The organism is Chryseobacterium indologenes (assembly GCF_018362995.1).
GTDB lineage: Bacteria > Bacteroidota > Bacteroidia > Flavobacteriales > Weeksellaceae > Chryseobacterium > Chryseobacterium indologenes_G.
Window position 1 is genome coordinate 3,216,458 of sequence record NZ_CP074372.1, and the last position, 26,871, is coordinate 3,243,328.

21 protein-coding genes and 1 tRNA gene are annotated in these 26,871 nt (G+C 36.7%); 15 read left to right on the top strand and 7 right to left on the bottom strand.

Going from position 1 to position 26,871, the window contains the following annotated elements; all coding sequences use genetic code 11:
- The first annotated feature begins 143 nt into the window (after window positions 1-143).
- The 4 genes from DYR29_RS14500 to DYR29_RS14515 all read left to right on the top strand — a co-directional run bounded on the left by DYR29_RS14500 (window position 144) and on the right by DYR29_RS14515 (window position 7,138).
- Window positions 144-3,332 carry a S41 family peptidase gene (locus DYR29_RS14500; protein WP_213277429.1) on the top strand — a complete coding sequence of 1,063 codons (3,189 nt, stop codon included), beginning with the start codon at window positions 144-146 and terminating at the stop codon, window positions 3,330-3,332.
- 68 nt (window positions 3,333-3,400) lie between these two features.
- The gene (locus DYR29_RS14505) at window positions 3,401-4,120 is read left to right on the top strand and encodes an AAA family ATPase (protein ID WP_047424542.1); all 720 of its coding nucleotides are present in this window, start codon (window positions 3,401-3,403) and stop codon (window positions 4,118-4,120) included.
- A 136-nt stretch (window positions 4,121-4,256) separates the two neighbouring features.
- Window positions 4,257-4,330 (top strand) — tRNA-Asn (locus tag DYR29_RS14510).
- A 372-nt stretch (window positions 4,331-4,702) separates the two neighbouring features.
- Window positions 4,703-7,138, top strand: coding sequence for a DUF5686 family protein (locus DYR29_RS14515; RefSeq protein WP_249413507.1), 2,436 nt, complete (start codon window positions 4,703-4,705; stop codon window positions 7,136-7,138).
- Between the two features lie 89 nt (window positions 7,139-7,227).
- Here the strand turns inward: DYR29_RS14515 and DYR29_RS14520 are convergent, their stop codons facing one another.
- The 3 genes from DYR29_RS14520 to rplU form a co-directional block, all read right to left on the bottom strand.
- Window positions 7,228-7,401, bottom strand: coding sequence for a bacteriocin-like protein (locus DYR29_RS14520; RefSeq protein WP_213277430.1), 174 nt, complete (start codon window positions 7,399-7,401; stop codon window positions 7,228-7,230).
- A 533-nt stretch (window positions 7,402-7,934) separates the two neighbouring features.
- Window positions 7,935-8,192 carry a 50S ribosomal protein L27 gene (rpmA, locus tag DYR29_RS14525; RefSeq protein WP_027372929.1) on the bottom strand — a complete coding sequence of 86 codons (258 nt, stop codon included), beginning with the start codon at window positions 8,190-8,192 and terminating at the stop codon, window positions 7,935-7,937.
- 12 nt (window positions 8,193-8,204) lie between these two features.
- Window positions 8,205-8,783, bottom strand: coding sequence for a 50S ribosomal protein L21 (rplU, locus tag DYR29_RS14530; protein ID WP_213277431.1), 579 nt, complete (start codon window positions 8,781-8,783; stop codon window positions 8,205-8,207).
- 183 nt (window positions 8,784-8,966) lie between these two features.
- Here rplU and DYR29_RS14535 point away from each other — a divergent pair, with 183 nt between their 5' ends.
- The 8 genes from DYR29_RS14535 to DYR29_RS14570 all read left to right on the top strand — a co-directional run bounded on the left by DYR29_RS14535 (window position 8,967) and on the right by DYR29_RS14570 (window position 19,005).
- Window positions 8,967-9,851 (top strand): metalloprotease, encoded by an 885-nt coding sequence (locus DYR29_RS14535; protein ID WP_047420759.1) that lies wholly within the window; start codon window positions 8,967-8,969, stop codon window positions 9,849-9,851.
- A 144-nt stretch (window positions 9,852-9,995) separates the two neighbouring features.
- Entirely contained in the window at window positions 9,996-11,084 is a 1,089-nt protein-coding gene (locus DYR29_RS14540; protein WP_213277432.1) for an acyltransferase family protein, read from the top strand.
- Between the two features lie 74 nt (window positions 11,085-11,158).
- Window positions 11,159-11,737 carry a tRNA-(ms[2]io[6]A)-hydroxylase gene (locus DYR29_RS14545; protein WP_213277433.1) on the top strand — a complete coding sequence of 193 codons (579 nt, stop codon included), beginning with the start codon at window positions 11,159-11,161 and terminating at the stop codon, window positions 11,735-11,737.
- A gap of 24 nt (window positions 11,738-11,761) precedes the next feature.
- Complete coding sequence (locus tag DYR29_RS14550; protein WP_047377240.1) at window positions 11,762-12,379, top strand: DUF502 domain-containing protein; 618 nt, start codon at window positions 11,762-11,764, stop codon at window positions 12,377-12,379.
- Window positions 12,380-12,470: 91 nt separating this feature from the next.
- On the top strand, window positions 12,471-13,847 hold the full coding sequence (locus tag DYR29_RS14555) for a tryptophanase (protein ID WP_213277434.1): 1,377 nt from the start codon (window positions 12,471-12,473) through the stop codon (window positions 13,845-13,847).
- Window positions 13,848-14,179: 332 nt separating this feature from the next.
- Complete coding sequence (locus tag DYR29_RS14560; RefSeq protein ID WP_213277435.1) at window positions 14,180-15,256, top strand: FAD-dependent monooxygenase; 1,077 nt, start codon at window positions 14,180-14,182, stop codon at window positions 15,254-15,256.
- 2 nt (window positions 15,257-15,258) lie between these two features.
- The gene (locus tag DYR29_RS14565) at window positions 15,259-16,416 is read left to right on the top strand and encodes a pyridoxal phosphate-dependent aminotransferase (protein ID WP_213277436.1); all 1,158 of its coding nucleotides are present in this window, start codon (window positions 15,259-15,261) and stop codon (window positions 16,414-16,416) included.
- Between the two features lie 162 nt (window positions 16,417-16,578).
- Window positions 16,579-19,005 carry a TonB-dependent receptor plug domain-containing protein gene (locus DYR29_RS14570; RefSeq protein ID WP_213277437.1) on the top strand — a complete coding sequence of 809 codons (2,427 nt, stop codon included), beginning with the start codon at window positions 16,579-16,581 and terminating at the stop codon, window positions 19,003-19,005.
- A 43-nt stretch (window positions 19,006-19,048) separates the two neighbouring features.
- Here the strand turns inward: DYR29_RS14570 and DYR29_RS14575 are convergent, their stop codons facing one another.
- Window positions 19,049-20,266: a PQQ-dependent sugar dehydrogenase gene (locus DYR29_RS14575; RefSeq protein WP_213277438.1), complete on the bottom strand. Its 1,218-nt coding sequence runs from the start codon at window positions 20,264-20,266 to the stop codon at window positions 19,049-19,051.
- 105 nt (window positions 20,267-20,371) lie between these two features.
- Between DYR29_RS14575 and DYR29_RS14580 the strand changes: the two genes are divergently transcribed.
- From DYR29_RS14580 to uvrB, 3 genes are all read left to right on the top strand, one after another.
- Complete coding sequence (locus DYR29_RS14580) at window positions 20,372-20,743, top strand: BlaI/MecI/CopY family transcriptional regulator (protein WP_142718766.1); 372 nt, start codon at window positions 20,372-20,374, stop codon at window positions 20,741-20,743.
- Between the two features lie 2 nt (window positions 20,744-20,745).
- Complete coding sequence (locus DYR29_RS14585; protein WP_213277439.1) at window positions 20,746-22,536, top strand: M56 family metallopeptidase; 1,791 nt, start codon at window positions 20,746-20,748, stop codon at window positions 22,534-22,536.
- Between the two features lie 147 nt (window positions 22,537-22,683).
- Window positions 22,684-24,675, top strand: a complete 1,992-nt coding sequence (gene uvrB, locus DYR29_RS14590) for an excinuclease ABC subunit UvrB (protein ID WP_213277440.1) — start codon at window positions 22,684-22,686, stop codon at window positions 24,673-24,675.
- A 79-nt stretch (window positions 24,676-24,754) separates the two neighbouring features.
- Here the strand turns inward: uvrB and DYR29_RS14595 are convergent, their stop codons facing one another.
- Genes DYR29_RS14595 through DYR29_RS14605 form a run of 3 tightly spaced genes read right to left on the bottom strand, consistent with a single transcriptional unit; the run spans window position 24,755 to window position 26,823 of the window.
- Window positions 24,755-24,982, bottom strand: coding sequence for a DUF3820 family protein (locus DYR29_RS14595; RefSeq protein WP_047420761.1), 228 nt, complete (start codon window positions 24,980-24,982; stop codon window positions 24,755-24,757).
- 20 nt (window positions 24,983-25,002) lie between these two features.
- On the bottom strand, window positions 25,003-26,082 hold the full coding sequence (locus DYR29_RS14600; protein WP_213277441.1) for an AI-2E family transporter: 1,080 nt from the start codon (window positions 26,080-26,082) through the stop codon (window positions 25,003-25,005).
- A gap of 12 nt (window positions 26,083-26,094) precedes the next feature.
- Window positions 26,095-26,823: a beta-carotene 15,15'-monooxygenase gene (locus DYR29_RS14605; RefSeq protein ID WP_213277442.1), complete on the bottom strand. Its 729-nt coding sequence runs from the start codon at window positions 26,821-26,823 to the stop codon at window positions 26,095-26,097.
- Window positions 26,824-26,871 lie beyond the last annotated feature (48 nt).

Below are 26,871 nucleotides of genomic sequence, written 5' to 3' on the forward strand. Positions count from 1 at the left end.
TGTAACGATTTCCGTAATCATTCGACTATTCTTTTTTAGAGTTATTCAAAGCGCTAGAATTCTCAGCAAACGGATACTCCTCTACCAAGACAAAAGAGTAAAAAAAACCAATATTATAGTATTGTATCAATACCCATTATACCATGAAGAAAACTATTATTTCGTTATTAGCAGCATTTTCTATTATAGGGATTTCGGCACAGGAAAAGTCTTATTTTTTATCAAGTCCTTCATTGAGCCCTGATGGAAAAACAGCGTATTTCGCTTATGACGGTGACATCTGGAAAGCAGACTCCAATGGAGGGAACGCTTCAAGAATTACCGCATTGGACGGAGAAGAAATCAATCCCCGACTTTCACCGGATGGAAAATGGCTTGCATTCAGTTCTAACCAATATGGAAATTATGACGTGTATGTAATGCCTGCGGGAGGAGGAACAATCAAGCAGCTAACCTTCCACACCGGAAGAGACGAAATGGAAAGCTGGGCATGGGACAGCAAAACCATTTATTTTACCTCAAGCAGAAATAATAATTTCGGCAGTTTTAAAACTACAATTGAAGGAAAAACTCCACAAAAATTATTCAACAATTATTTCAACAATACCAATGGACTTGTAGAAACTCCTGCGGGAGAATATCTTTTCACCAGCTCTTCAGAAAGCGCCCAGCAGGTACAGCGTAAGCGTTACAAAGGGGAAAACAATCCTGATATTTTAGGATATAACCCCGAAAACAACACTTTCAAACAGTACACGAATTACGAAGGCAAAGATTTTAACCCAAGCGTAGATAAAAACGGTATTATTTACTTTATTTCTGATGAAAATAATGGAGAATACAATCTTTATAAGCTTGAAAATGGTAAAAAAACGGCTTTAACGCAATTTGATACTTCTATAAAAAAACCTTTTGTCTCAGCAGACGGCTCTAAAGTTATTTTTGAAAAAGATTATCAGCTTTATACTTATGATATAGCATCAAAAAACACTACTCCACTCAATATCAGTTTAAACACCAATAAAACATTGGATAAAGAACAGAATTTCAATGTGGAAAACAACATTTCTTATTATGATGTATCTCCGGATGGTAAAAAAATGGCATTTATAAGCCGTGGAGTTTTATTTGTATCTGATATTGAAGGAAAATTTGCACAGCAGGTTTCTGACGGAAAAGAACGCGCCATGGAAGTAAAATGGCTGAAAGACAACCGCACCCTGCTTTACAGCCAGACCTACAACGGATACCAAAACTGGTTTACGATTCAGGCAGACGGAAAAGGACAGCCAAAGCAGTTAACGGAAGATTTACGCAACAACCGAAATATCACACTCAACAGCGATCTTTCAAAAGCAGTTTATTTAAGCGGAAGAGATGAAGTAAGATTATTGGATTTAAAAAGCTTCAAATCTACAACGATCGTAAAAGACGAAATCTGGGCTTTCCAAAACTCAAGACCTTCTTTTTCGCCAAATAACGAATATGTATTATTCTCGGCAAAAAGAAATTTCGAGCTTGATATTTTCATTTATAATATCAAAAAAGGACAGACACTTAACCTCACCAATACTGGTGTTTCAGAGGAAGATCCTGTATGGTCACCCAATGGCAGGTATATTTATTTTGCCAGCGACAGAACCAATCCGTCTTATCCTTTAGGCATGCAGAAGTCTAACATTTACCGCATGGCTTTAGACTGGTTTGATGAACCTTTTAAATCTGAAAAATTCGACAATCTCTTCACGGAAGAAAAAAAGGAAGAAAAATCTTCGGATAAAGCAAAGGATAAAGATAAAGACAAGAAGGATAAGAAAGAAGAAGACAAGGACAAAGAGAAAAAGGAAGAAAAAGAACCGGTAATCAAAGAACTGAAGGTAAACCCTGAAGATACTCTGGACAGAATCGAACTGGTTACCGACCGATATGGATATCAGGATGATCCTGCAGTTTTCACTGATGATAAAAAGGAGATCTTGTTATTCAACTCTAATCAGGATAATGGAAAGAGACAGTTGTACAAAAAAGTATTCACAGATTTTGAGCCTGCCAAATCCGAAAAAGTTTTTGATAAAGCAGCTTATTATCTTACTAAAAATGAGAAAAACCTGTTTGCTTTGATCGAAGGAAACATTTATAAAACCACTGTAGCGGCTTTAAAACCTGAGAAAATAAGTATTCAGTATAGTTTTGACAAAGATCTGGCTTCTGAATTTACCCAGATGTATGCCGAGGCATGGACAGGTGTGGAGGAAAACTTCTATGACGAAAAATTCCACGGTATTGATTGGAAAGCGAAAAAGGAGCAGTATGCCAAATATCTGCCGTATGTACATAACAGAAATGATCTTCGGATTTTATTAAATGACCTTTTAGGAGAGCTTAACTCTTCTCACACCGGGTTTTCTTCAACCGGAAAAGAAGAAGCCATGTTCCTGAATTATTTCACCAACGAAACAGGGGTTATCTTCAAAAAAGACCAGCCTTACACAGTGGAAAGTATTGTAAGAAAATCACCGGCTTTCCGTTCAGGAGTTGATATCAAACCGGGAGATCAGTTGATTTCTGTTAACGGGAAAAAGATTGACCCGAATGAAAACCGTGAGACCTATTTTACGAGCCCTAAAAAACAGGATGAACTTGTTCTTACTTTCAACCGTGACGGTAAAAATGTAACAACTAAAGTACACCCAATATCAAACGGAGAACTAAAAGGACTGCTTTATGATGACTGGATTTACAACAATCACCAGCGTGTTGATAAGCTCAGCAACAACCGTATTGCTTATTCCTGCATGAAAAACATGTCTACGGATGAGCTGGACCGTTTCCTTCTGGATATGGTAGAACAGGAAAACAGAAAGGATGCCGTTATTCTTGATCTGCGTTATAATACAGGTGGAAATGTTCATGATAAGGTATTAAATTTCCTTTCTCAGAAACCTTATTTACAATGGAAATATCGTGAGGGAAAAATGACGACACAGCCAAACTTTGCTCCTTCCGGAAAACCTATTGTACTTCTGATTAATGAAGCTTCACTAAGTGATGCCGAGATGACTGCAGCAGGATTTAAAGCACTGAAACTGGGTAAAATCATAGGCCAGGATACCTATCGCTGGATCATTTTCACTTCTGCCAAGGGTCTGGTAGATGGATCGTCTTACAGACTTCCTTCATGGGGAACTTATGCTTTAGACGGACAAAACCTTGAAAAAACAGGTGTGAAACCAGATATTTATGTTAAAAACACCTTTATGGACCGTCTTCAAAATAACGATCCACAGCTGGAAAGAGCCGTGCAGGAAATCCTTAAAGATTTGAAGAAATAAGAATTAAAATATTGCTCTTATTTTTGCACATATTTTGCTTGATAGGATTAATAATTCTATCAAGCAAAATGCCTTATTTATCCAAAATTTATTTACAAGATAATCATCCTCAAGACTTTCCTTTCAACCTGCCTTTTTTACGCAACGGTTTAGATTTAAGGTTAAAAAGTAATGTTACCTTTTTCGTTGGCGAAAATGGAATTGGAAAATCTACCCTGCTTGAAGCCATTGCAGACAAATGCAATTTTAATGTCGCCGGAGGAAACCGTAATCACAATTACGACTTTCATAAAACAGAATCTGCGCTGTCAGAATACCTTACACTTTCCTGGCATCATAAGACTTCTCAGGGCTTTTTTATGAGGGCTGAAAGTTTTTTCAATTTTGCCACCTATATCGATGAAGTGGCTCAAGAAGATCAAAGAGTCCTGGAAGCCTATGGAGGAAAATCTTTACACCAGCAGTCCCACGGTGAAGCTTTTTTATCATTATTTCATAACCATTTCCAGCATGGCATTTATATTCTTGATGAACCGGAAGCTGCTTTATCACCACAAAGACAACTTTCATTATTATCCATTATTCATAAATTAGAACAAACAGGAAAGGCTCAGTTTATCATTTCAAGCCATTCACCGATATTAATGAGCTATCCAGCTGCTGAAATTTATTTACTTGACGATAAAATTCAAAAAGTTCATTATAAAGAAACGGAGCATTATCAGCTGACAAAGAATTTTCTGGAATCGCCGGAACATTATTTTAGGCATTTATTTGAAGACCTCTAGGTTTCAATAGAAATATTCAGAAAATATTTCTTATTGAAATTCAATACATTTAGTTAAAAACGATTCAGAATACACGATAAAACTTGCTTGGTACGGATATTCCTATTATATTTGCAGCACCTTAAACAAAGGAAATTCCTCCTTAGCTCAGTTGGTTAGAGCATCTGACTGTTAATCAGAGGGTCGCTGGTTCGAGCCCAGCAGGAGGAGCAAAAAGACTTACATTTCTGTAAGTCTTTTTTCATTTACAACCCATAAAGATAGAACGGTGAAATAATGGATCGATGCCTGGACTTTTCACTTGTTATTAATCCTCTGATTCTTATCCTGTAAGCATTAAAATTTCTCATTTAATTTTAATGAACCCGTATATAATTTTCGCTACATTTGTCGTTTTATATGGTAGACTAAAAATATTTTATTTTTTTACCTGTTTTTTAAATAAACTGCATACTTTTTGTTTATGCTAATTGCCTGAAGAAACGAATGATGTTAAACAATAACTCCCAAAAACACTATCTTTTATTTTTTTTCCTGATTCTCTCCAGTTCCGTATGCGCTCAAAACCGGGCCAGCGGCAGGGTGGTTGACGAAAAAAGCAACAAAGAACTTACTAAAGTTGATATTTTTATCAACAACAGCAAAACACCTGCCCTGACGACAACTTCAGGCAGCTTCATCGTTCAGTCAGACAGTATTATTCATCAGCTAAAATTTTCCAGAAAAAGTTATACTACAGAAACGCTTGATATTACCCCTGAAAATGCTGAAAATATTTTCGTACAGCTTTCCCAGGCTAAAGTAAGTGACATTCAGGAGATTGTCCTTCAAAGCGGTAAGACTAAATACAAGAATAAAAAAGAAAACCCTGCGTATGCTATTATGCAAAAAGTATGGGCTCAAAAAAGAAATAACGGGTTAGAAAAATTTGATACGTATTCCTTTAAAGAATACGAAAAAACTCAATTCGACCTGAACAATCTGGACAGCGCCTTCATGAAGAAAAAGATTTTCAATAAACTGGATTTCATTTTCGATTATGCTGATTCTACAGCCAGCGGAAGATTGGGACTTCCCATCTTTTTAAATGAAGCCGTATATGAGAATTTTGGTAAAAACAGACCTGATAAAGACAGCAAGAGAACATTGGTGGCTCAAAAAACTTCAGGTTTCCAGGACAATCAGGTGATTACTGTTTCTGCTAAAAACCTGTACCGTGATATTAATATCTACGACAATACCCTTAATTATTTCGATATCGGATTCCAGAGTCCTGTGGGAACAGATGGATTTAGCACCTACGACTACAGTCTTATGGACACTATTACTATCCGTGGGGAGAAAGCCTTTCAGATCAGATATCAACCCAAGAGAAAGGATATCCTTGCCTTTCAGGGAAACCTTTATATAGATACGGATACCTATGCCGTTTTAGGAGCAACGTTAAAGTCAACCCAGAAAATCAATGTAAATTTCGTCAACAGTGTCTATACCCAGGTAGAATATGACAATCCTGACGAAACAACTTTTCTTCCTAAAAAACTGATTACAGAATTTGAAATGAGCCCTTTTTCAAAAAAGAAAGGCGCTAAAAGTATTATAGCCAAACGATCAGTAGATTATTCTGAATATCAATTTAATAAACCTCTTGATCCAAAAGTATTCAAACGCACGGAAGAGGAATATGAAGATAAATTCACCAATAAAGATGATGCATACTGGACCAAAGCCAGACCTGACACTTTATCCAAAGCTGAGCAGGGTGTTTACAACATGCTTGACCAGCTTCAGCAGACCCCGAAATTCAACAGGATGGTAAAACTGTTTGAAACCCTTGGTTCGCGATATTACAATGCCTTTAAAGGAATAGATATTGGTCCTATTTTCTCTATTTATGGAAGAAATGAAGTGGAAGGAGACAGAATAAGATTAGGAGCAAGAACCTATTTCGGATTGAATGATACCTGGAGAGCTCAGTTTTATACAGCTTATGGGTTCAAAGATCAACAGTTTAAATATGGCGTGGAAGCAAGATATATGTTCAATAAGCTTAACCGATTTATGATTGGAGCAGGAACCAGCAGAGATATCGTTCAGCTTGGAGGACAGCTTACATCCGGTGATGGCGTTACCCCGCAATCATCATCTTCCAGTACCTTTTTTGCAAGAGGAGAAAACATTTCCTTAAGTTCTGTAAACAAAACAAGTGTTTTTGCAGCTATTGAACCCTGGAAAAACTTTCAGATAAGAGTAGATGGAGTAATGCAGAGCATTAAATCTGCAATTCCCGAGAAATTTAACCTGATGTATTACAAAGACGGCCAGCTAAGACAAACTGTTAATGATTCTCACGTTACCATCAGCTTAATTGCAAAACCGGGAGCAAAGTTCTCACAAACCGGAATTGACCGTTACCAAGCCAGAAACCTTGCACCAACGATTGTTTTAAGATACACCAGAGGTATTGAAGGTTTATTTAATGCTGACTTCAATTATGATAAGCTTCAATTCATGCTTTATAAACCATTTTTAATTGGAAGCATGGGTAAATTGGTAGTGAATTTTGAGGCAGGAAAGAATTTCAACACAGTTCCTCTGGCATTACAGAATATCATTCCAGCCAATCTTTCCTATGGTTTGGTACCGAATACATTCTCTCAGCTTAACTATTATGAGTTTGTTACGGATGCTTATACTACACTTCAACTGGAACACCATTTTAACGGTAAGATCCTTTCTTATATTCCTTTGATTAAAAAACTGAAACTCAGAGAAGTTGCATTCATCAGAGGAGCTTACGGAACGTTAAGTGATGCTTCCAAGGCAATCAACGTAGAAGGTTTTAAATATTCCGCGCCAAGTGAACATATTTATTATGAATACGGATTCGGGATTGAAAATATAGGAATCGGGAACCTTAGAATCTTCAGAGTAGATTTCAACTGGAGAGGAAATTATCTTGACAGACCGGATATTTCAAAATTTGGGGTTAAAGCAGGATTCCAGGTAGGATTCTAAACAAAAATATAATATAAAACAGGATCGGCGGCTTCTTTGAAGCCGCCGATCTTTTATTTTCAGCTTTATAAAAAAGTCTGAGATGATGATTAAAAGCACTCACAAGGTTCTTCTACATCAAGCAGGCAACGCATTTTCTGTTCTTTTGTCATTCCGCACCAGATGTCACATGATGTAATGGGTTTTGGTGGACATAATACTAAAGCTGCTCCTCCATTGATTTCTTTAAGATTCTTCTTCGCTAATTTTTTCAAATTTTTCATGATTATTTAGTTTTATTTGTTGCCTACTCTCTCTGCTTTTCGGCTTCCGCAATGATTTTTCATTTGATAACGGACAAATATATAATTATTTCACCACCATAGGATATTATTTAAGCTTTTTTAACTTAATATAAAAAGGTTCAGCGCTGTAAAAAGTCTTAAAGAAGATTATTTATATCATTCAAAACATTCTGTACATGGCTGAGAAAGCATACAGTGTGATTTTTACCATGGTGACCATCTGCACCATTCATCACAAGACTGAAACATAGAGGGACAAACTGCGGCCACTCCTCCTGTTAACCTTTTTAAATTCTCTCTGTTTAATTTTCTTACATTTTTCATAGATATTTTGTTTTAATAGGCTGCCTACTCTTTTTGCTTTTCGGCATACGCAACTGTTTCAAAATTGGACAGTTAACAAATATAAAATATTTCACAAAGAAATGAACACAATACAATATGGACTATTACTAAATAAAAAAAGCCTCAGCAAATGCTGAGGCTTTAATTTTTATAAAACGCTTACAAAATTATGCGTTTGGCTCTACAGATACGAAAGATCTGTTGTTTGCTTTCTTTCTGAAAACTACTTTACCATCTACTAATGCAAACAAAGTGTGATCTTTACCGATTCCCACGTTATCACCTGGGTGGTGCTGAGTACCTCTTTGTCTAACAATAATATTTCCGGCAATAGCTGCTTGTCCTCCGAAAATCTTCACACCTAATCTTTTAGAGTGAGACTCTCTACCGTTCTTGGAACTACCGACTCCTTTCTTGTGTGCCATTTTATTACTGGATTATTTATTAAGTGCTTTAAATTGATCGATATTCTTGATGATAGCAGCATCTACTTCTTCATGAGTAAGAATATTCTTTTCTAATTCCACTTTAACTGCTTTACCTAAAGTAATTAAAGTTTCTCTGTTCTCTTTAGACTGAGACAAGTTGTTTTTCTTTAAATGATAGTTCAACTCGTGATCTTCACTAAAGTTAACAGTTGCGTTGTCTGAAAGAACTTCACCTTTCACAGTTTCTTTTTTAGCAGTAGCTTTTTTAGCTCCACCTTCAAAACCAGTAATACCAGTGATTACGATTTGAGTTAAAGATTGTCTGTGACCGTTTTTCACTTTGTAACCTTTTCTTCTTTTCTTTTTGAAAACGATTACTTTATCAGCTTTAACGTGGTCAAGGATCTCTGCTTCTACAGTGATTCCGTTTACAGCTGGGGCGCCTACAGTGATTGCACCGTTTACAGTAAGAAGAACTTTATCGAAAGAAACTTTTCCTCCTTTATCTCCTTTTAAACGGTTTACAAACAACTTCTGGTCTTGCTCAACTTTGTATTGAAGCCCTGCTATTTCTACAATTGCAAACATTGTTTATAAATTTTTAGTTATTTCGAGGTGCAAATATACATATAAATTTCTAATTAGCTTACAATCAAAGCAATGTTTTTTTAATAAAATCCTATTCACTATGTTTTGAATAATTTTTTTTAATAATGTACTCACACTTAAGAGATAATTTCATACCTTCGTTCTACCAAATTGAATTTATATATGAAAAGAAACTTTAATCTCTGCTTACTAGCAGGCGCCATTGCTGTAACTTCATTGACAGCATGTAGTGATGACCAAATGGACAACAATGTTCAACCTCAGCAAGAACTTAGTGCAAAAATTGATCAGCCGGGAGATCTGGAAAAAATCTGCTCTTATGTAGATAACAACTGGAGCGCAAATTCAGTTTTACTAACCGGACTTCAAAATTCCACAGACACCAATTTCATGAACGGTCAGATGACTAAGATTGCAAGTATGTGGGGAAGAAGCAATCCTACACTAAGATTTGTGAATGATCCATCCAATTACAATTCAACGTATAATGCAATTTCCTATTCAACCGGAAAGATCTATTACGGATACGCCATCTATTATGATGCAAAATCAAAAGGCGGTGATATTGTGAATGCAATGATCCTTGCTCACGAGTATGGACATCAGCTGCAGTATATCTTTGGACTTCCATCTGTAAACGAAAACACGGCCAGACCTAACGAGCTTGAAGCTGACGGTTTTGCAGGATACTATTTGAGAAGACCTAACGGGTACAATAAAACAAGCTTCCCGGAAATTGCAGCCGCCTATGAGTTTGCTCAAAGTATCGGAGATTATCAGACGACCAATCCCGGACACCACGGAACACCTGCACAAAGAAGATCTGCAGTTCGTTTAGGATTCCTTTTAGGACAGTATGATCTTAACGCTTCCAATTTCGATTATAATTTCTTCTATTATTATCAGGGAGTATTAAACGGAACTTACAAGATGGCTAAAAACACAGTAAATCCTGAAATTGACGCCTACATGAGTCAATATATCGATGAGCTGAGAAAAATTCAGTCAGGAGAAATTTCCGCAGAAGAATTTAAGCATCTTCAATAAACAAGAACATTCATTTTTAGCATATTTAAGAAAGGAGGCGGGCAGTATGTTCCGCCCCTTTTTTGTTTTAAAAATCTTTTTATGTTCTATAAAATCAATTTGTTTGTATTTTTGAAAAAATAAAAAAATTCCAAGCAATCTATAATGAACAGAGATCTCTATATTGATTTCGCCAAAGGACTGGCTACACTTTCTATCATATTTATCCATACTGCTTTCTGGTCTGGGCAGTTTTATATTCCTGCAGAAGTAAGAGTCTTCTCACTTGTTTTTGACGTTGCCCTTTTTTATGCCCTGAGCGGGATTACATCCGGAGCCAATATTGAAAAAACATTGTACCGCCTGTTGAAACTGCAGATTACCTATATGATATTTGTAACTTTTCTGTTCTTTTTAGATTACTTCTTTAAAGTTTTCGGACTGAGCTTCTTTTCTATGGAATGGCTTCAAAGCTTTTATTCCACATTTGGATCCAAATATTCTGCTATCGGCATTTCAACAACTCCTCAATGGGAAAATCTGGGTAACTGGTATCTGCATCAATATACAAATGCTGACACTTTTCCTGTGGTGATGGGAAGCTTCTGGTATCTTAAAGTTTATTATATCCTCACTGTTTTGGGTGTTCTTATCTTAAGATTCTTCCCGAAACATATCAATTGGTTTATCGGGCTTTGCATAGGTTTAACTTTATTATTTAACATCTTCCCGGAATATTATCCAACCGGACAGGTGGGATACGTAGCTTTTTATCTTGCTGTATTTTTAATTGGAAACAAAATGCGTGGGAAAAAGATTCCGGCCAAAGCAATTCCTGTCTTGTATGCACTTGTGGGAGTTGCTCTTGCATGGATGTTCTGGTATTATGGAGGAGAAATTTTTTATAAAATCAATAAAAACAAATTCCCACCAAAAATCCCTTATATCATCTGGGCGTTATTCTCTCTGGTAACCTTATTTGTTCTTTATAACCGATTAAAGATCACAAAAGAAAATTTCGTCACCCACATCGGAAAGAATGCTATTTTCTTCTACTTTGCACAGGGAATCAGCTCTTCATTGGTTTATTTCCTGGTAGTCCCGTTAAAAGAAAACATGCCCTGGTGGATTTTAATGATCATTATTTATGGTATTAATATCATGTTAGCCTTCATTATTTCTGCAGGATTGAAAAAAGTGGATGCTTCAGGCTGGAAGATTCTGGAATTCTTAAGAAGAAAGACCGCATCTTAAGACTTTAGCGATCAAATTGAAATAAAGTCACATTTCTTATCTCAATTTGTTTAAATTTACAAAAATTTTACAACATGTTTAAGTTGAAACTCCCTACCGATCCAAGGTGGGCAAATATTGCAGAAGGAAACATCGGAGAAATTTTAACAGATCATGCCTGGTGTGAGCAAAAAGCAGCTACCAATGCTATAGGCCTGATTACAATGCTTCCGGAATATCCTGAGATTGTGACAGAACTCCTTGCCATTGCACAGGAAGAGCTGGATCATTTCAATCAGGTGCATGAGATCATTAAGAAAAGAGGACATACCTTTGGAAGAGCAAGAAAAGATGATTACGTGAATGAACTGGCGAAATTTATCGTTCAGGGAAAAAGAGAAGACCTCATCGTAGACAAAATGCTTTTTGCTGCTATGATTGAAGCAAGAAGCTGCGAAAGATTCAAGGTTCTTACTGAAAACATTAAAGACGAAGAACTTAAAGTTTTCTATAAAGAACTTATGATTTCTGAAGCCAATCATTACACCACTTTCATTGGATTTGCAAGACAGCTTGGAGATCCGGAAAAAGTAAACAAACGTTGGGAAGAATGGCTGGAATATGAAGCCAGCATCATTAAATCTTACGGAAACAAAGAAACTATTCACGGTTAAAATAGAAACAGTAAAGAATACACATTGAAGAAGCCAAGTTTTGAAAATATTGCCAATCTATTTCTGAAAAACTTTTTTCAGGGGCTGGTTATTATTGGTCCTATCGGGCTTACCATTTTTGTAATCTGGTATATTGTAAGTGCAATTGACAATCTTGTTCCTTCTCTTGCAAAGCAGATCCCGGGTCTTGTTTTCGTATCAATCATACTTTTTACTGCTATTTTAGGGTATTTAGGAAATAAATTCGTGGTCGGAAGATTCTTTTTCGATACGATGGACAGCTTACTGGAAAAAACTCCGGGAGTAAAGCATATTTACACTCCTACGAAAGACGTGATGTCTTCATTCGTAGGTGATAAGAAAAAATTCAACGATCCTGTATGGGTAAAAACCAATGAAAATCCGGAAATCTGGAGAATCGGCTTTTTAACCCAAAAAGAAATGTCGGACGTTGACAAGCATAATTACGTTGCGGTATATCTTCCCCACTCGTACGCCATCTCGGGCTGGGTAATTGTTACTGAAGAAAAAAACATCAAACCTGTAGTGGGAATGACTGCGGCTTCTGCAATGAAGTTTGCAGTGAGCGGCGGTGTAGCCGGATTCCATTCTGATGAAAATATATTTAAAGCTCCGGAATAATACTTCCCAGCCTTATTTATACATTGATGAATTTTGAAAATTATTTTCAAACACATTTTCTTTACAAACAATTTAAAACATAATTTAACTCATGAAATTACCGTACGCGGAACCTTTCCGCATCAAAATGGTGGAGGAAATCTACCAATCTACCAGAGAAGAAAGAGAGCAATGGCTTAAAGAAGCTAATTATAACCTTTTCAATTTACGATCTTCACATGTTTATATTGACCTGCTTACCGATTCAGGAACCGGAGCAATGTCTGATAGACAATGGTCTGCTTTAATGACCGGAGATGAAAGCTACGCAGGATCCCGTTCTTTTGAACAGTTACAGAAAACTGTAGAGAACATTACAGGATTCAAATATTTATTGCCTACACACCAGGGAAGAGCGGCAGAAAACGTTCTTTTCTCAGTATTGGTAAAAGAAGGAGATGTAGTTCCGGGGAACTCTCATTTTGACACCACAAAAGGGCATATCGAGATCAGAAAGGCACATGCCATAGACTGTACTATTGATGAAGCTTTTGATATTAATGACCTTCACCCTTTCAAAGGAAATATCAACCTTGAAAAGCTTGAAGAAGTTTATAAAAGCCATCCAAAAGAAAATATTCCTTTCTGCTTAATTACCATTACATGTAACTCTTCAGGAGGGCAGCCTGTATCATTAGAAAACATGAAGGCTGTAAAAGAACTTTCTGACCAATATGGAATTCCTGTATTCTTTGATTCAGCGAGATTTGCAGAGAATGCTTACTTCATCAAAAAAAGAGAAGCAGGACAGGAAAACAGAAGCATCAAAGAAATCTGTAAGGAAATTTTCTCTTACGGAGACGGGATGACAATGAGTTCTAAAAAAGACGGTTTAGTAAATATCGGTGGGTTCATTGCTTTAAATAATGAAGAAGTTTTCAGAAAAGCTTCCAACTTTACCATTATTTACGAAGGATTTATTACTTACGGAGGAATGGCTGGAAGAGATATGGCGGCATTGGCTGTAGGTCTTGATGAAGCTACTGAGTTCGCTTATCTTGAAAGTAGGATTTCTCAGGTTGAATACTTAGGAAATAAACTAATTGAATACGGAATTCCGGTTCAAAAACCAATCGGAGGACACGCTGTATTCATTGATTCTTTAAACTTCCTTCCCAATGTTTCCCGTGAAGAATATCCAGCACAGACATTAGGACTTGAAATTTACAAAGAAGCAGGGATCAGAACTGTAGAAATAGGAACACTATTGGCAGACAGAGATCCTGCCACAAGAGAAAACCGTTATCCTAAGTTAGAGTTGGTACGTCTGGCGATTCCTAGAAGAACCTATACCAATAACCATATGGATTATATTGCTGCTGCTATCAAGAATGTTTATGAAAGACGAGAAGAAATAGCAAAAGGATACAAAATCACCTGGGAACCGGAAATCTTAAGACACTTTACTGTTCAGCTTGAAAAAGCTTAATCATAAAACCGGAATTTTTTTCCGGTTTTTTTATGCATTAAAATTCAAAAAGCTCCCTATACAAGAGCAATCTTGTTCCTCTTATTTTCAAAAAAACAAACATAACTGGTTTAAAATCATTCAGATATTATATTTTACAAATAAATATAAATCAAACATATTTCTTTATCATACCCAACATATTATTCTTACCACTTTATTTTTCAGAAAACTCAATTAAATTAATTCCTTTTTTGAAATAGTGAATGTTTTTAATTTTAATTTTGTACCGATCTGGTAAAACAGATATAAAAATACTTGAGAACCAACCTGAAAAATCCGTTATTCCGAAAATGAAGAAAATTGCTGTCGTGGGCGCCGGTATCTCCGGCTTAAGCATGGCGAATTACTTAGAAAAATACAAGATTGATTATCACATCTACGAAAGAAGAAAAAAGGAAGATCTGGCAGGTCATGGTTTTCTTATTCCACAGGAGGGAATGGAATACCTTTATCAGATCATAGATCCGGACCTTCTTCTTAAGCATGGGAATTTTTTAAAGAAATACATACAATACTCCCATACGGGAAAAATACTGGCAGAAAAAGAACTGAACCATGTTTTTGCCATTTCAAGAAATTCATTGATTGATCTCCTGGCTCAAAATATTTCTCCTGAAAAAATAACCTACAAACACACCATAACCCCCGATGATCAGCAGAACGGAAAATTAAAACTTTCCGATGGAACTGATATTGATGCAGAAATAGCGGTCATTTCTGATGGTTCCCGAAGCCGTATCAGAAGCCGTCTTTTTAAAGATGAAATCATGAAAGTGGTAAGGGAAAGTGAAGTAGTGAATATCATTCAGGATAAGGAAATTGCAGATTCTATTGAAAATGACTTTATAAAATTCCATCATGAAGACGGTGGGTTAACTTTTGGTATTCTTAAACTCACCCATGATACCATTCTTTGGTATTCACAGTTTGACAATGAAAAATATATGATCAACGACCGCTCAGCAGAGAATCTAAAGAAATATATGCTTGAAGTTTTTGAGAACTGGCATCCTTTAGTCCCATCAGTTATACAGAAATCCGACTATAAAAACGTACATTTATGGTGTGTTTATGAGCTGGAAAAACTGAATCCGTTTTATCAAGATAATATTGTATTCATCGGAGATGCAGCACACCCACTGATCCCGTTTACAAGCCAGGGTGTAACCTCTGCATTGAAGGATTCTTTTACATTAACGAAATATCTAGTTGAAGAAGAAGATAAAAAGGAAGCCTTCAGAAAATATGAAGCAAAAAGGAAACCTGAAATTGAGACTCATATCAATAACGGAAGAACATTGCTCAATCAGTTCCTGCTCCCGCTCCATCAACAATCAGAAAATATTTTACCCATATCTTACAAATAAATATGTTCAGCAATAACGATATCAATTTTGAAGCACTGAAAAGAAAAGCCTACAACGGAAGATGGGCAACTTTAGAGGAAGGCATTATTCCCCTTACCGCTGCAGATCCGGACTTCAGGACAGCCCCTGAAATAGAACAGGGAATTATTGAATACCTGAAAGACGGCTATTTAAGCTACGGACCGTTTTCCGGTCTTCCGGAATTCAAAAAAAGTGTTGCAGATCATTTTAACAATGAGAAACATGGAAGCTTTTTCCCGGAAAATGTTCTGGCAGTCAACAGTGCCGCCCAGGGAATGTTCCTGATCGCCTCTTATGTTCTTAACCCGGGAGATGAAGCCATCATTCTGGATCCTGTAGATTTCCTTTTCAAAAAATCAGTAGAAACCGCAGGTGGAAAAGTGATGCTTTGCCCTGTAGATACAACAACGGGAGACATTGATTTTGAAAAACTGGATTCTTTAATCAATCGCAAAACGAAGCTTATCAGCATCTGCAATCCGCACAATCCACTGGGAAAAGTATACCCTAAGGAAGTTTTAATAAAAATAGCAGAAATCGCTTCAGCTCATGATCTTTGGGTGATGAGTGATGAAATCTGGAGTGATATTATTTATGATAACAAAAACTTCCACACTTATTCTTCTGTTTCTGAGAAGGCAAAGAGAAAAAGTTTTACCGTTTATGGCTTTTCAAAATCATTTGGAATTGCAGGACTGAGAATTGGAGCTGTATTGTGTAATGACCAGGATATTCTTGAAGACTTTACAGAAAAATCCAATTTCAATTCAACAATAGAAGGCGTTTCTACTTTGTCCCAGATTGCCGGAAGTGTAGCTCTGGAGAAAGCAAAGCCTTGGTATAAGGAATTTTTAGCTCATTTACAGAGTAACAGAAATTTTGCTTTTACATTATTAAGCCGCTCAGAAATTGTAACTCCCAATCTGCCTGAGGCTACTTTTGTACTCTTTCCGAAGATTGAAAACGGAATGTCCAGCGATCAGTTTGCCCAACATGTTTTAAAGCAGGGAAAGGTTGCCATTGTTCCCGGATCAGAAAGATGGTTCGGAAAAGGAGCAGAAGGACATATCAGAATTTGTTTTTCCACTTCACAGGAAATTTTAGAAGAAGGAATTAACAGAATCATTACCAGCTTTTAATATTAAAATTTTTCATCAAATTCCAATAATAAGTTATTATTTTTCTCAATTTAACACAAATCTTTATTAAATTAAGATATCCATACTAAATATTTAATTTTAATATGGATTTAAAAATAAATATTGATAATTTTGATTAAATCACCACTCAAAATTATCAATATGAAAATAAAATACATCAGCATTATTTTTCTTGGAGTTTCTACCTTATCTTATGCCCAGCAAATAAAGGATACCCTGAAAGAATCGAAGATTGACGAAGTGGCCATCACCGGAAGCCGGAATAAAAAACGAACCGTAGTGAATACACCTGTTCCTATTGATATCATCGACATTAAACAGGTAAGCCAGTCAACAGGTCAAGTAGAAATCAACCAGCTTTTACAGTTTTCTGCGCCATCTTTCAACTCCAACAAACAATCAGGATCTGACGGTGCTGATGCAGTAGATCCTGCCACCCTAAGAGGACTTGGGCCGGATCAGACTTTGCTGTTGTTGAATGGAAAAAGATATCACCAGTCTTCACTGATCAACCTTTTCGGAACCAAAGGAAGAGGAAATACCGGATACGATATGAATACCATTCCGATTGGTGCGATAAAAAGAGTGGAGGTCCTTCGTGACGGAGCCTCAGCTCAATATGGATCTGATGCCATTGCAGGGGTAATCAATGTAATTCTGAATGACCGTGACAAAGGTTTTGAAGGAAATGCTTTTTATGGAATGAATCTTTTTAAAAGCCCGGGGAATAATGATGTTGTCTCAGATCATAAAGTAGACGGAACCACCTTTGATTTCAGTGGAAATTTAGGAACCAAAATAGGCTCCAAAGGAGGTTTTGGAAACTTTACCGTAGAGTTTATGAACAAAGATTATGCGATACGAAATGCAAATCCTGACTTATATACTGCTCCGAGACAGCGTTTCGGGGATGCAAAAGCGCAAAATATTTACTTTTTCGGAAATATTGAGCTTCCTTTATCTGATGGTCTGAAATTCTATTCCCGTCAAGGTTTTTCTCACAGAAATACCAAAGCCTACGCATGGACCAGATCAGCAGATGCCGACGGAAATATTCCTGAAATTTATCCTACAGGATTCAATCCGATTGAAAATACAAGCATTACAGATTTTACGTTTGATAACGGCCTGAGATTCAAGGTTGCCGGATGGGACGTAGATTTTTATAATGCTTTTGGCAACAACAGATTTACCTATCAGATTGACAATACGATTAATGCCACTCTGGGGATCAAATCACCTACAAGCTTTAATGCAGGAGGACATTCATTATTACAGAATACAACAGGTTTTAATGCTGTGAAACAGTTCAAAGTGCTGGAAGGGTTGAATATCGCTTTCGGATCGGAATTCAGGTATGAAAAATTTGATATTATCAAAGGAGAAGAAGCTTCTTATAGCATGTATGATGTAAATGGAAATCCTGTGACTGCCAGTACACCCCAAAACCTTCTTGTCACTAATCCTTTAAGCGGTAATGTAAGACCAGGTGGTTCCCAGGGATTCCCTGGATATTCTTCAGACATTGGTAAAAGCAGAAATAACTTTGCGGCCTATGTAGATACTGAGCTTGACGTTACAAAAAACTGGATGATAAGTGTTGCCGGAAGATTTGAAAATTATAATGATTTCGGAAGCACTTTAAATGGAAAATTTGCGACAAGATATGCGATCACTTCACAGTTTGCCTTCCGCGGTTCCGTTTCTACCGGATTCAGAGCACCTTCTCTGGCTCAGAAATACTACAGCCAGCAGTTTACCAACTTTCAGGGTGGCCAATTGGTTACTATTCAGCTTGCTTCTAACGATAGTAGCATTGCAAGCAGTCTGGGAATTCCTCAGTTGAAGCAGGAAACCTCTGTGAACGGAAGTGCCGGATTTACTTTCAACACAGGAAAATTCACGGCGACAGTGGATGGATATTATATTCAGGTAAAAAACAGAATTGTTCTTACCGGATATTTTGCACAGGCAGACCTGCCGGCAGATGTTCAGGCAGATAATCCATTTATTGACCAGGTACAGTTCTTTTCTAATGCAATCGATACCCGTACGAAAGGCGTTGACCTTATTTTAAACTATAGTGAAAACCTTGGTTCCGGGAAACTGACTGCTACCTTAGCCGGAAACTATAATGATATGGAAATCACAAAAGTGAATACTTCAGAAAAGCTTGCAGGGAAGGAAGATATTTACCTGAGCGAAAGAGAAAAAGCTTTTATTCTCGCTTCTGCTCCAAAAACAAAAGTCAATTTAAACCTCAATTATAAGATCAACAAATTCAATGCGAATCTGCAGTTGGTAAGGTTTGACAAAGCAACACTGATTGGGTATGATGGTACAGAACAGGTATATAATCCAAAAGTAACTACTGATCTTTCTTTTGGCTATGAATTTTGTAAGAATCTGAACCTCACCCTGGGCAGTAAAAACCTGTTCAACAGATATCCTACGCTGCAAACCACTCATGTAAGTGATGGAAATACAGAAGGCGGAGGTATTTTTGACCCTGTTCAGATGGGATTTGCCGGAAGACAGGTTTTTGCCAGACTTAACTTTAAGTTTTAATTGAAAATAAAAACTCCTGAAAATTTCCAGGAGTTTTTTTATTTTATTTTTTTGAAATCTTATACAATTTGCCACTGTCAGTTACCGCATAAAGATTTCCGTCCATTCCGTTCAATACATCGCGGAAACGTTCTTTCTGATCTGCCAGAAGACGTTCTTCACCGATGACTTTATTATCTTTCATGACAATTCTGTCAATATGTTCGCCACTTAAGCATCCGATGATCAGATTTCCTTTCCACTCTTCGATATTTCCTGTATAAAAAGTAATTCCGCTTGGAGAAATCACAGGATCCCAGTAATAGACGGGTTGTTCAGTTCCTTCTCTTTGGGTGATTCCCTGCCCTACTTTGTCTCCTGAATATTCAATTCCATACGTTACATCTCCCCATCCGTAATTTTTTCCGGGTTGGATCAGGTTGATTTCATCCCCACCTCTCGGTCCCATTTCCACATCCCAGAGATTTCCATTAGGATCAATTGCCATTCCTTGCGGGTTACGCACACCATAAGCATAAATTTCAGGCTTATAGCCTTGTTTTCCGATAAAAGGATTTCCAGGAGCAGGCTTACCGTCTTTTGTAATTTTCAGGATTTTCCCAAGATAATTATCCGTTTTCTGTGCGTACACACGGGTTACTTTATCCGATCTTTCTCCTGTACTCACGAATAAATGTCCATCTTTATCAAAAGCCAGACGGCTTCCATAGTGTTTATCTCCATCATAAGAAGGCTCAGCACGGAAAATAACTTTTACATCTGAGATATTTTTGAGATCTGCAGACAACTTACCTTTCGCCACGGAAGTTAAATTTCCTTTTCCAAACGGTTCTGAAAAACTGAAGTAAATAATATTGTTAGCAGTAAAATCAGGATCAAGAGCTACATCTAGCATTCCTCCCTGCCCTTTTGAATCCACTTTTGGAAAGCCTTCTATTTTTGACACCTGTTTCCCATCCGTTGAAACAACATTCATGTGACCATTCTTATCCGTGATCAGAAACTTTCCATCAGGTAAATTGATAATTCCCCAAGGTCTTCCTAAATCTTTGTTTAATATCTCTACATTATATGCTGTTGCAGTCTTTACTGCCTTGATTCTTGTCTGTCCTTTAAATGCCGGTTTGTAATCAGAATTAGGTTTCTCCGTCTCTACACTTCCATCGTTTTCGGTCTTCTGAGCATTCGCGTGATTTTCTTTGCACGATGACAAAATAAGAAAAAGACTCATTATCGGGACATAAAATTGATTGATTCTCATAATATTAGGATTGGTGATTGTATAATGAATGGAAAAATAATGCCATAAAATTTGTTAGTTTCATTTTTTATTCTACATTTGTAGAACAAATTACAGCATTGTAGAATGAAAGAGATTAAATTAACAGATTCTGAAAAAATTCTCATGGAAATTCTTTGGGAGAAGAAAAAAATTTTCATGAAGGATATTCTGGAAACCTATCCTGACCCCAAGCCCGCTGCAACTACTATTGCAACTTTGCTTAAAAGAATGCAGAACAAAGATCTTGTAGGTTATAAAGTGTATGGAAATTCCCGTGAATACTATCCAAAAATAGAAAAAGGGGAATATTTCAAGGAAGAAATGACTTCCATGATTGATCGTTTTTTCAACAGCTCGGTAACACAGTTTGCCTCCTTTTTTACATCGAATGCTAAACTCAGTCAAAAGCAACTGAAAGAACTCCGCGATATCATTGATGATCAGATAAAAGAATAGATATGGCAGCCATTGTTCTGAAAATAATTCTGTGTTCTTCTATTTTCATTGCCGTTTATTATCTCTTCCTTGAAAAAGAAAGAATGTACAGATTCAACAGATGGTATTTACTAAGTGGCATACTGCTTTCTTATATCATTCCATTTATTAATATTACGATACAAAGAGCAGAAGCTAAAATAGAGCCTCAAGCTCAAATGATGATTGAAGAAACGGCTCAGCAAATGATTTTAATTCAGCCGGAACAGAACAGTTTCAACTGGATGAACGTTGTATGGGGCGTATATGCTGTAATTACACTTTTTCTACTCATGAAAAGTCTCTTAGCTCTCTTAACTTTCAGAAGAATTAAAGGTGAAAAACGTATTTACGAACATTACAATATTATATTAACAAGTGAAAGTCTTTCTCCATTCAGTTTCTGGAATACAATATATATGGGGAAAAATTACATGGAAAATAATAGAATTGACCAAAGGATTTTCCTGCATGAAAAGGCTCACATTGACCAGAAACACAGTCTAGACTTAGTAATACTGAATTTTTTAAAGATTTTTACCTGGTTCAATCCTGTTCTTTTCTTATACAAAAAAGCAGTAATCACAAATCATGAGTTTTTAGCAGATGAAGCGGTACTGAAAAAGAATTATAATATTAAAGAATACCAAAACCTTATTCTTGAAGAAATTCTTAGCCACCAAAATCCTCCTTTGACTCATTCATTTAATTTTAATAACACCAAAAAAAGATTTATTATGATGAAAACAGAAAAATCGAGATTTAGCCTGTTAAAGAAAACAGCTGGAATAACAACGCTAATTGCTGCTGCAATTTTACTTTCTGAAAGAACGTATGCGGTAAATTCGATAAATATTCAGGTACCAGAAAAAACAGCGGAAATTTCTGCTCAATCTAATGACCAGAATTCTTATCAGGAATTTAAAGACATATTGGCTAAGTATGCAGATTTGCTGAATGACGGAAAATATGCTGAATTTTCAAAAAAGGTCTCTGAAAGTGATAAAAAAAGACTGGAAGAACTTTATCCTTTACTGAATGAAACCCAGAAAAATGAACAGAAGATCACATTCTTTGCGTTGCCTGAACTGAAAAAAAGAATTCCAACAGAGAGTGAGCTGAAATCATTTTTAAATAAAAAAGACTACGCAGTCTGGATTGATTCAAAGAAAATAGAAAACAGCGTTTTGAAAAACTATAAGAAAACAGATTTTTCAAATGTTTATATCAGTAAAATTTATCCGAATGCCAGAACAGCACAAAATCCTCAGCCTTATCAGGTTACTTTAATGACTCCGGCTTATTTTGAAAAGACGAGACAAGAAGGAAAATCGTCTGTCATAATGGGATTCAAAAGACAAGATTTAAAAGCCGTTTCAGATACAATCGTTCCAAGAATAAATAGTTTAAACGAAAATAATCAGGGTAAAAACACAAATACAGCCATCAATACTCCATCGAATGCTAATGAGCTTCCGGCACAATACGTTGATGGGGATAAGAGTTTTAGAATGCAAATAAATAAGGGCATTGATACCAGTAACTTTGAACCTAAATATGGTACTATAACATCAACTGCCTATATTCACATCGATGAGACAGGAAAAACAACACAGGTAACCACTTCGGGAGATAATGAAATACTAAACCGTGAACTTCTTAAGACTGTCACTGAAATAAGTAATAACACAGTCTGGAAACCTGCTACGAAAGATGGCAAACCCATTGCTTCTGTGCTAAAAGTCCCCGCAACAATGACTTTTACAAAACCTTAATGTTGAAAGCGCTAAAAATTAGCGCTTTTTTATTTTTTCAATTATTCCTATTGAGACTGTTAAAATTTTATTATCAAAATATTCACCTTCAAAACATTATCCTGTCTAATAATTTCTTTCGTATTTTTGTTACATACATTCTTTTCTATGGATTTTAAGCTTCAATCAGAATATAAACCTACCGGAGACCAGCCCCAAGCAATTGAAAAACTTACCGAAGGGATAGAGATCGGTGAAAAATATCAAACGCTACTCGGAGTTACAGGCTCCGGAAAAACCTTTACTGTTGCGAATGTTGTAAAAAATGTTCAGCGCCCAACCTTAGTTCTGGCACACAATAAGACTCTTGCGGCACAGCTTTTCATGGAGTTTAAAGAGTTTTTCCCGGAAAATGCCGTGGAATACTTTGTAAGCTACTATGATTACTACCAGCCTGAGGCGTATATTGCTACAACAGGAACTTATATTGAAAAAGACCTGAGCATCAATGAAGAGGTGGAAAAGCTGCGTCTTTCTGCAACTGCCAGCCTTCTTTCAGGAAGAAGGGATGTTTTGATTGTAGCCTCTGTTTCCTGTATTTACGGTATCGGAAACCCTACGGAATTTCATAAATCTTTAATTTCAATCGCTATTGGTGAGAAAGTGACAAGAACAGCACTTCTCCATTCACTAGTTAACGCATTATATTCCAGAACATTAAATGAATTCCAACGAGGAACATTCCGTGTAAAAGGAGATGTGATTGATGTATTTCCTGCTTATACTGATAATGCCATCAGAATTCAGTTTTTTGGAGATGAAATTGAAAAAATTCAAAGCTTTGATCCTGTTACAGGGAATGTGGAAGATAATTTTGATCAGATACAAATTTATCCTGCCAATCTTTTTGTCACATCAAAGGAAACCTTAAACGGTGCCATCAAAGAAATTCAGGATGATATGGTAAAACAGGTTGATTTCTTTAGCTCTGTTGGAAAGCCATTAGAAGCCAAGCGACTTCAGGAAAGAACTGAATTGGACCTTGAGATGATCAAAGAATTGGGCTATTGTTCAGGAATTGAGAACTATTCGAGATATCTTGACGGCCGTCTTCCGGGCACAAGGCCTTTCTGCCTGATCGACTATTTCCCTAAAGACTTTTTAATGGTTATTGATGAAAGCCACGTAACTGTTCCACAGGTTCACGCCATGTACGGAGGTGACCGAAGCAGAAAAGAAGCATTAGTGGAGTACGGCTTCAGACTTCCGGCTGCTATGGACAACAGACCTTTAAAATTTGAAGAATTTGAAGCTATTCAGAATCAGGTAATCTATGTATCAGCAACTCCTGCAGATTATGAACTTGAGAAAACCGGAGGAGCTTATATAGAGCAGATTATTCGTCCGACAGGACTTCTTGACCCTATTATTGAGGTAAGACCTACCATCAACCAGATTGATGATTTGATGGAGGAAATCCATAAAAGATCGGATGCTGATGAAAGAGTACTGGTAACGACTTTAACGAAGAAAATGGCTGAAGAACTTACGAAATACTTTACCAAATTCGGAATCAGAACAAGATATATTCACTCTGATGTTGAAACGCTGGAACGTATTCAGATCATGCAGGATCTTCGTCTGGGACTTTTTGACGTGCTTATTGGAGTCAACTTATTGCGAGAAGGATTGGATCTACCTGAAGTTTCATTAGTCGCTATTCTGGATGCTGATAAAGAAGGAATGCTGAGAAGCAGAAGATCAATGATTCAAACCGTGGGACGTGCTGCAAGGAATGTGAACGGAAAAGCAATCATGTATGCTGACAAAATCACAAAATCTATGCAGGCCACCCTGGATGAAACCGAATACCGTCGTGCCAAACAAATGCAGTACAATGAAGATCACGGCCTGAAGCCACAAGCATTAAATAAAAAGATTTCTGAAAACCTTGTCGGAAGAAGCAAAGACTTCCCTGATGAGAAATATACCCAAAAAGAAATCCTTCAGAAAGTTGCTGAAACAAAAGCAACTTATGCAAGTGAAGATATAGAGAAAATGATTACACAGAAGCAGAAAGAAATGGAAGCGGCTGCAAAAAACCTTGACTTTATAAAAGCGGCCAAGCTGAGAGATGAAATTGCAGCTTTGAAAGCTTAATAAGACTGATTGATAAAAAAGTTTCGGCGGCATCTTCGATGCCGCCGAAACTTTATACCAAGATTGGTTTATTTATTTTTTACAATCCGTTTCTTACTGCTGCCCTGATGGGAGTCAGAAGATCCATCAGACCGTTTAATTTGATCTCATAAACTGTTGAAAGCTGCATTCCCAGTTTTCCTTTTGGCATTCCATTTTTGTTGAACCATTCCAGGTAGCTGATCGGAAGGTCAATCAGAACCGTTCCTTCGTACTTACCGAACGGCATTTTCATGACGCAGATTTCTTTTAATATTTCGGGATTCAGTCCTTCCACTTTTTATATAATTAAATTAATTTTTCTTCAAGATCATTTTGACCGGGCAGTTCAAGGTCCGGAGGTGTTTCTTCATCCGAAAATTCATTTCTATACACCTGAACCAGAAGAAGGGTCAGTGAAATCAGAATAGGCCCGAAAATAAGCCCCATGAAGCCAAAAAGATTCATTCCCATGATAATCCCAAATACGGTATTCAAAGGATGAATGTTTTCCAGTTTCTTTAAAAGCGTAAAACGAAGAAGATTATCCGTAAGACCTACCACTACAAGGCAGTAGATCGCTAAGCCGATACCTTGACCTGTATTTCCTTCAGCGATCATAAAGATACATACGGGAACATATACAATAGCCGTTCCTACCACAGGAATTACTGAAGCAGCAGCCGTCAGTGCGAAAAGAAGTATTGCTCCCGGAGCTCCAAAAATAAGGTATCCGATAAGCGCTACAATCCCCTGTCCTACTGCTACAACCGGAATCCCGATAGCATTGGCCATAATCAGTTTTCTCATTTTATCGCCTATCAAAGAAATATTTGATCTCTTCAATGGTGCAGAAGAAGTAAGAATCTTTTCAAAGAGTCTTGGCTTTTCCAGCATAAAATAGAGAATAAAATACATGGACATCACTACAGTAAGCGTATTGAATGTACCACTGACCGCTGACGTAGAAACTTTTCCTACATTATCTTTCAGTTTCGCCATATTTTCTTTGCTCAGAATATCAAATCCTGTTTTGGAAAATATGTAAGAATGTATTTTATCCAGGAAAACATTGAACTTGGCCATATAAGCCTGTGCATTTCCCAGTTTATCAATAATAAGATCAGCAATAAAGTAGATCGGAAGAATAAGAACAATAAGACTCGCAAACATTAATGCAAATGCAGCAAGTGAAGGTTTCCATTTTTTTTCTTCCTGCAGGTAAAAGTTATACTTTCTGCAGACTACATAAATGGTGATTGCCCCTAAAACAGAGGGAATAAACAATGCCAGATTAAAACAGATCAGCCCTGCCAGCACTATAATAATGGCCAGCAAAGACATCTGCTTTATCGCAACACTGCTTATTTGTTTGTCCTTATTCATCATCTATTTTATATTTTATTTACTGTACATTATTTGTCTTGGTTTTCCTAAGAAAGCACAATACGTAGAGTACATTACAATCATAATAAACGGAGCGGTTAAGATAACCCCAATTCCGCAAAGAATAACCCCTGCAATAGAGATCAGGAATCCTAAGAATCCGGTTAATAAGAAAACTCCATAGTTTTCTTTAGCAATATTGAATGATTTTCCCAAAGCATCTGTAGCTGAAGCATTTTCAAATAACAAAATAGGATACCCTAATAAAAGGAAAGGATATACAAAAATAATAGGCAGCACACATAATGCAAGAGCAACTGAAGAAATAATCCCCGATAGAAGACTGTAGATCAATATGTTTACAAAATTCTGACGGTATCCGATGAATAGGTCAGAAAACTCAATAGGACTTTTGGTATTATATTTATTCACCATGTAAATCAATCCTACATACAAAGGCGATAACAAGAGACCGAAAAGACTGGAAGCCCCCATATACAAAGGAAGCCCCGGAGCATTCCAATAATTGAAGTCACCTCCTGAAGATTTCATATCTTCTACAATAGAAGCAGAATCAAATCCGGTAAGCATCTGAATAACAGACCCTCCAACCAGATAAATAATCATTGCTACGATTCCGTAACCGAAAACACCTTTATACATTTCAAAGGCATGAGAAATAATCGACCCCGTATCTCTGTTAGGCACAGAGCCTTGCTGATCAAATTCGTTAAATTCAGACATAGTTTAAATATTTAATGATTTTACCAAAATTAGTTTTTTTTAGTAAAA

Excerpts from the sequence above, each read along its gene's own strand:
- DYR29_RS14555 (WP_213277434.1), top strand. The coding sequence starts at position 12,471 with ATGAAATTACCGTACGCGGAACCTTTCCGCATCAAAATGGTGGAGGAA.
- DYR29_RS14545 (WP_213277433.1), top strand. The coding sequence starts at position 11,159 with ATGTTTAAGTTGAAACTCCCTACCGATCCAAGGTGGGCAAATATTGCA.
- DYR29_RS14500 (WP_213277429.1), top strand. The coding sequence starts at position 144 with ATGAAGAAAACTATTATTTCGTTATTAGCAGCATTTTCTATTATAGGG.
- rplU (WP_213277431.1), bottom strand. The coding sequence starts at position 8,783 with ATGTTTGCAATTGTAGAAATAGCAGGGCTTCAATACAAAGTTGAGCAA.
- DYR29_RS14565 (WP_213277436.1), top strand. The coding sequence starts at position 15,259 with ATGTTCAGCAATAACGATATCAATTTTGAAGCACTGAAAAGAAAAGCC.
- DYR29_RS14520 (WP_213277430.1), bottom strand. The coding sequence starts at position 7,401 with ATGAAAAATTTGAAAAAATTAGCGAAGAAGAATCTTAAAGAAATCAAT.
- DYR29_RS14580 (WP_142718766.1), top strand. The coding sequence starts at position 20,372 with ATGAAAGAGATTAAATTAACAGATTCTGAAAAAATTCTCATGGAAATT.
- uvrB (WP_213277440.1), top strand. The coding sequence starts at position 22,684 with ATGGATTTTAAGCTTCAATCAGAATATAAACCTACCGGAGACCAGCCC.
- DYR29_RS14570 (WP_213277437.1), top strand. The coding sequence starts at position 16,579 with ATGAAAATAAAATACATCAGCATTATTTTTCTTGGAGTTTCTACCTTA.
- rpmA (WP_027372929.1), bottom strand. The coding sequence starts at position 8,192 with ATGGCACACAAGAAAGGAGTCGGTAGTTCCAAGAACGGTAGAGAGTCT.
- DYR29_RS14505 (WP_047424542.1), top strand. The coding sequence starts at position 3,401 with ATGCCTTATTTATCCAAAATTTATTTACAAGATAATCATCCTCAAGAC.
- DYR29_RS14575 (WP_213277438.1), bottom strand. The coding sequence starts at position 20,266 with ATGAGAATCAATCAATTTTATGTCCCGATAATGAGTCTTTTTCTTATT.
- DYR29_RS14600 (WP_213277441.1), bottom strand. The coding sequence starts at position 26,082 with ATGATGAATAAGGACAAACAAATAAGCAGTGTTGCGATAAAGCAGATG.
- DYR29_RS14560 (WP_213277435.1), top strand. The coding sequence starts at position 14,180 with ATGAAGAAAATTGCTGTCGTGGGCGCCGGTATCTCCGGCTTAAGCATG.
- DYR29_RS14605 (WP_213277442.1), bottom strand. The coding sequence starts at position 26,823 with ATGTCTGAATTTAACGAATTTGATCAGCAAGGCTCTGTGCCTAACAGA.
- DYR29_RS14585 (WP_213277439.1), top strand. The coding sequence starts at position 20,746 with ATGGCAGCCATTGTTCTGAAAATAATTCTGTGTTCTTCTATTTTCATT.
- DYR29_RS14535 (WP_047420759.1), top strand. The coding sequence starts at position 8,967 with ATGAAAAGAAACTTTAATCTCTGCTTACTAGCAGGCGCCATTGCTGTA.
- DYR29_RS14540 (WP_213277432.1), top strand. The coding sequence starts at position 9,996 with ATGAACAGAGATCTCTATATTGATTTCGCCAAAGGACTGGCTACACTT.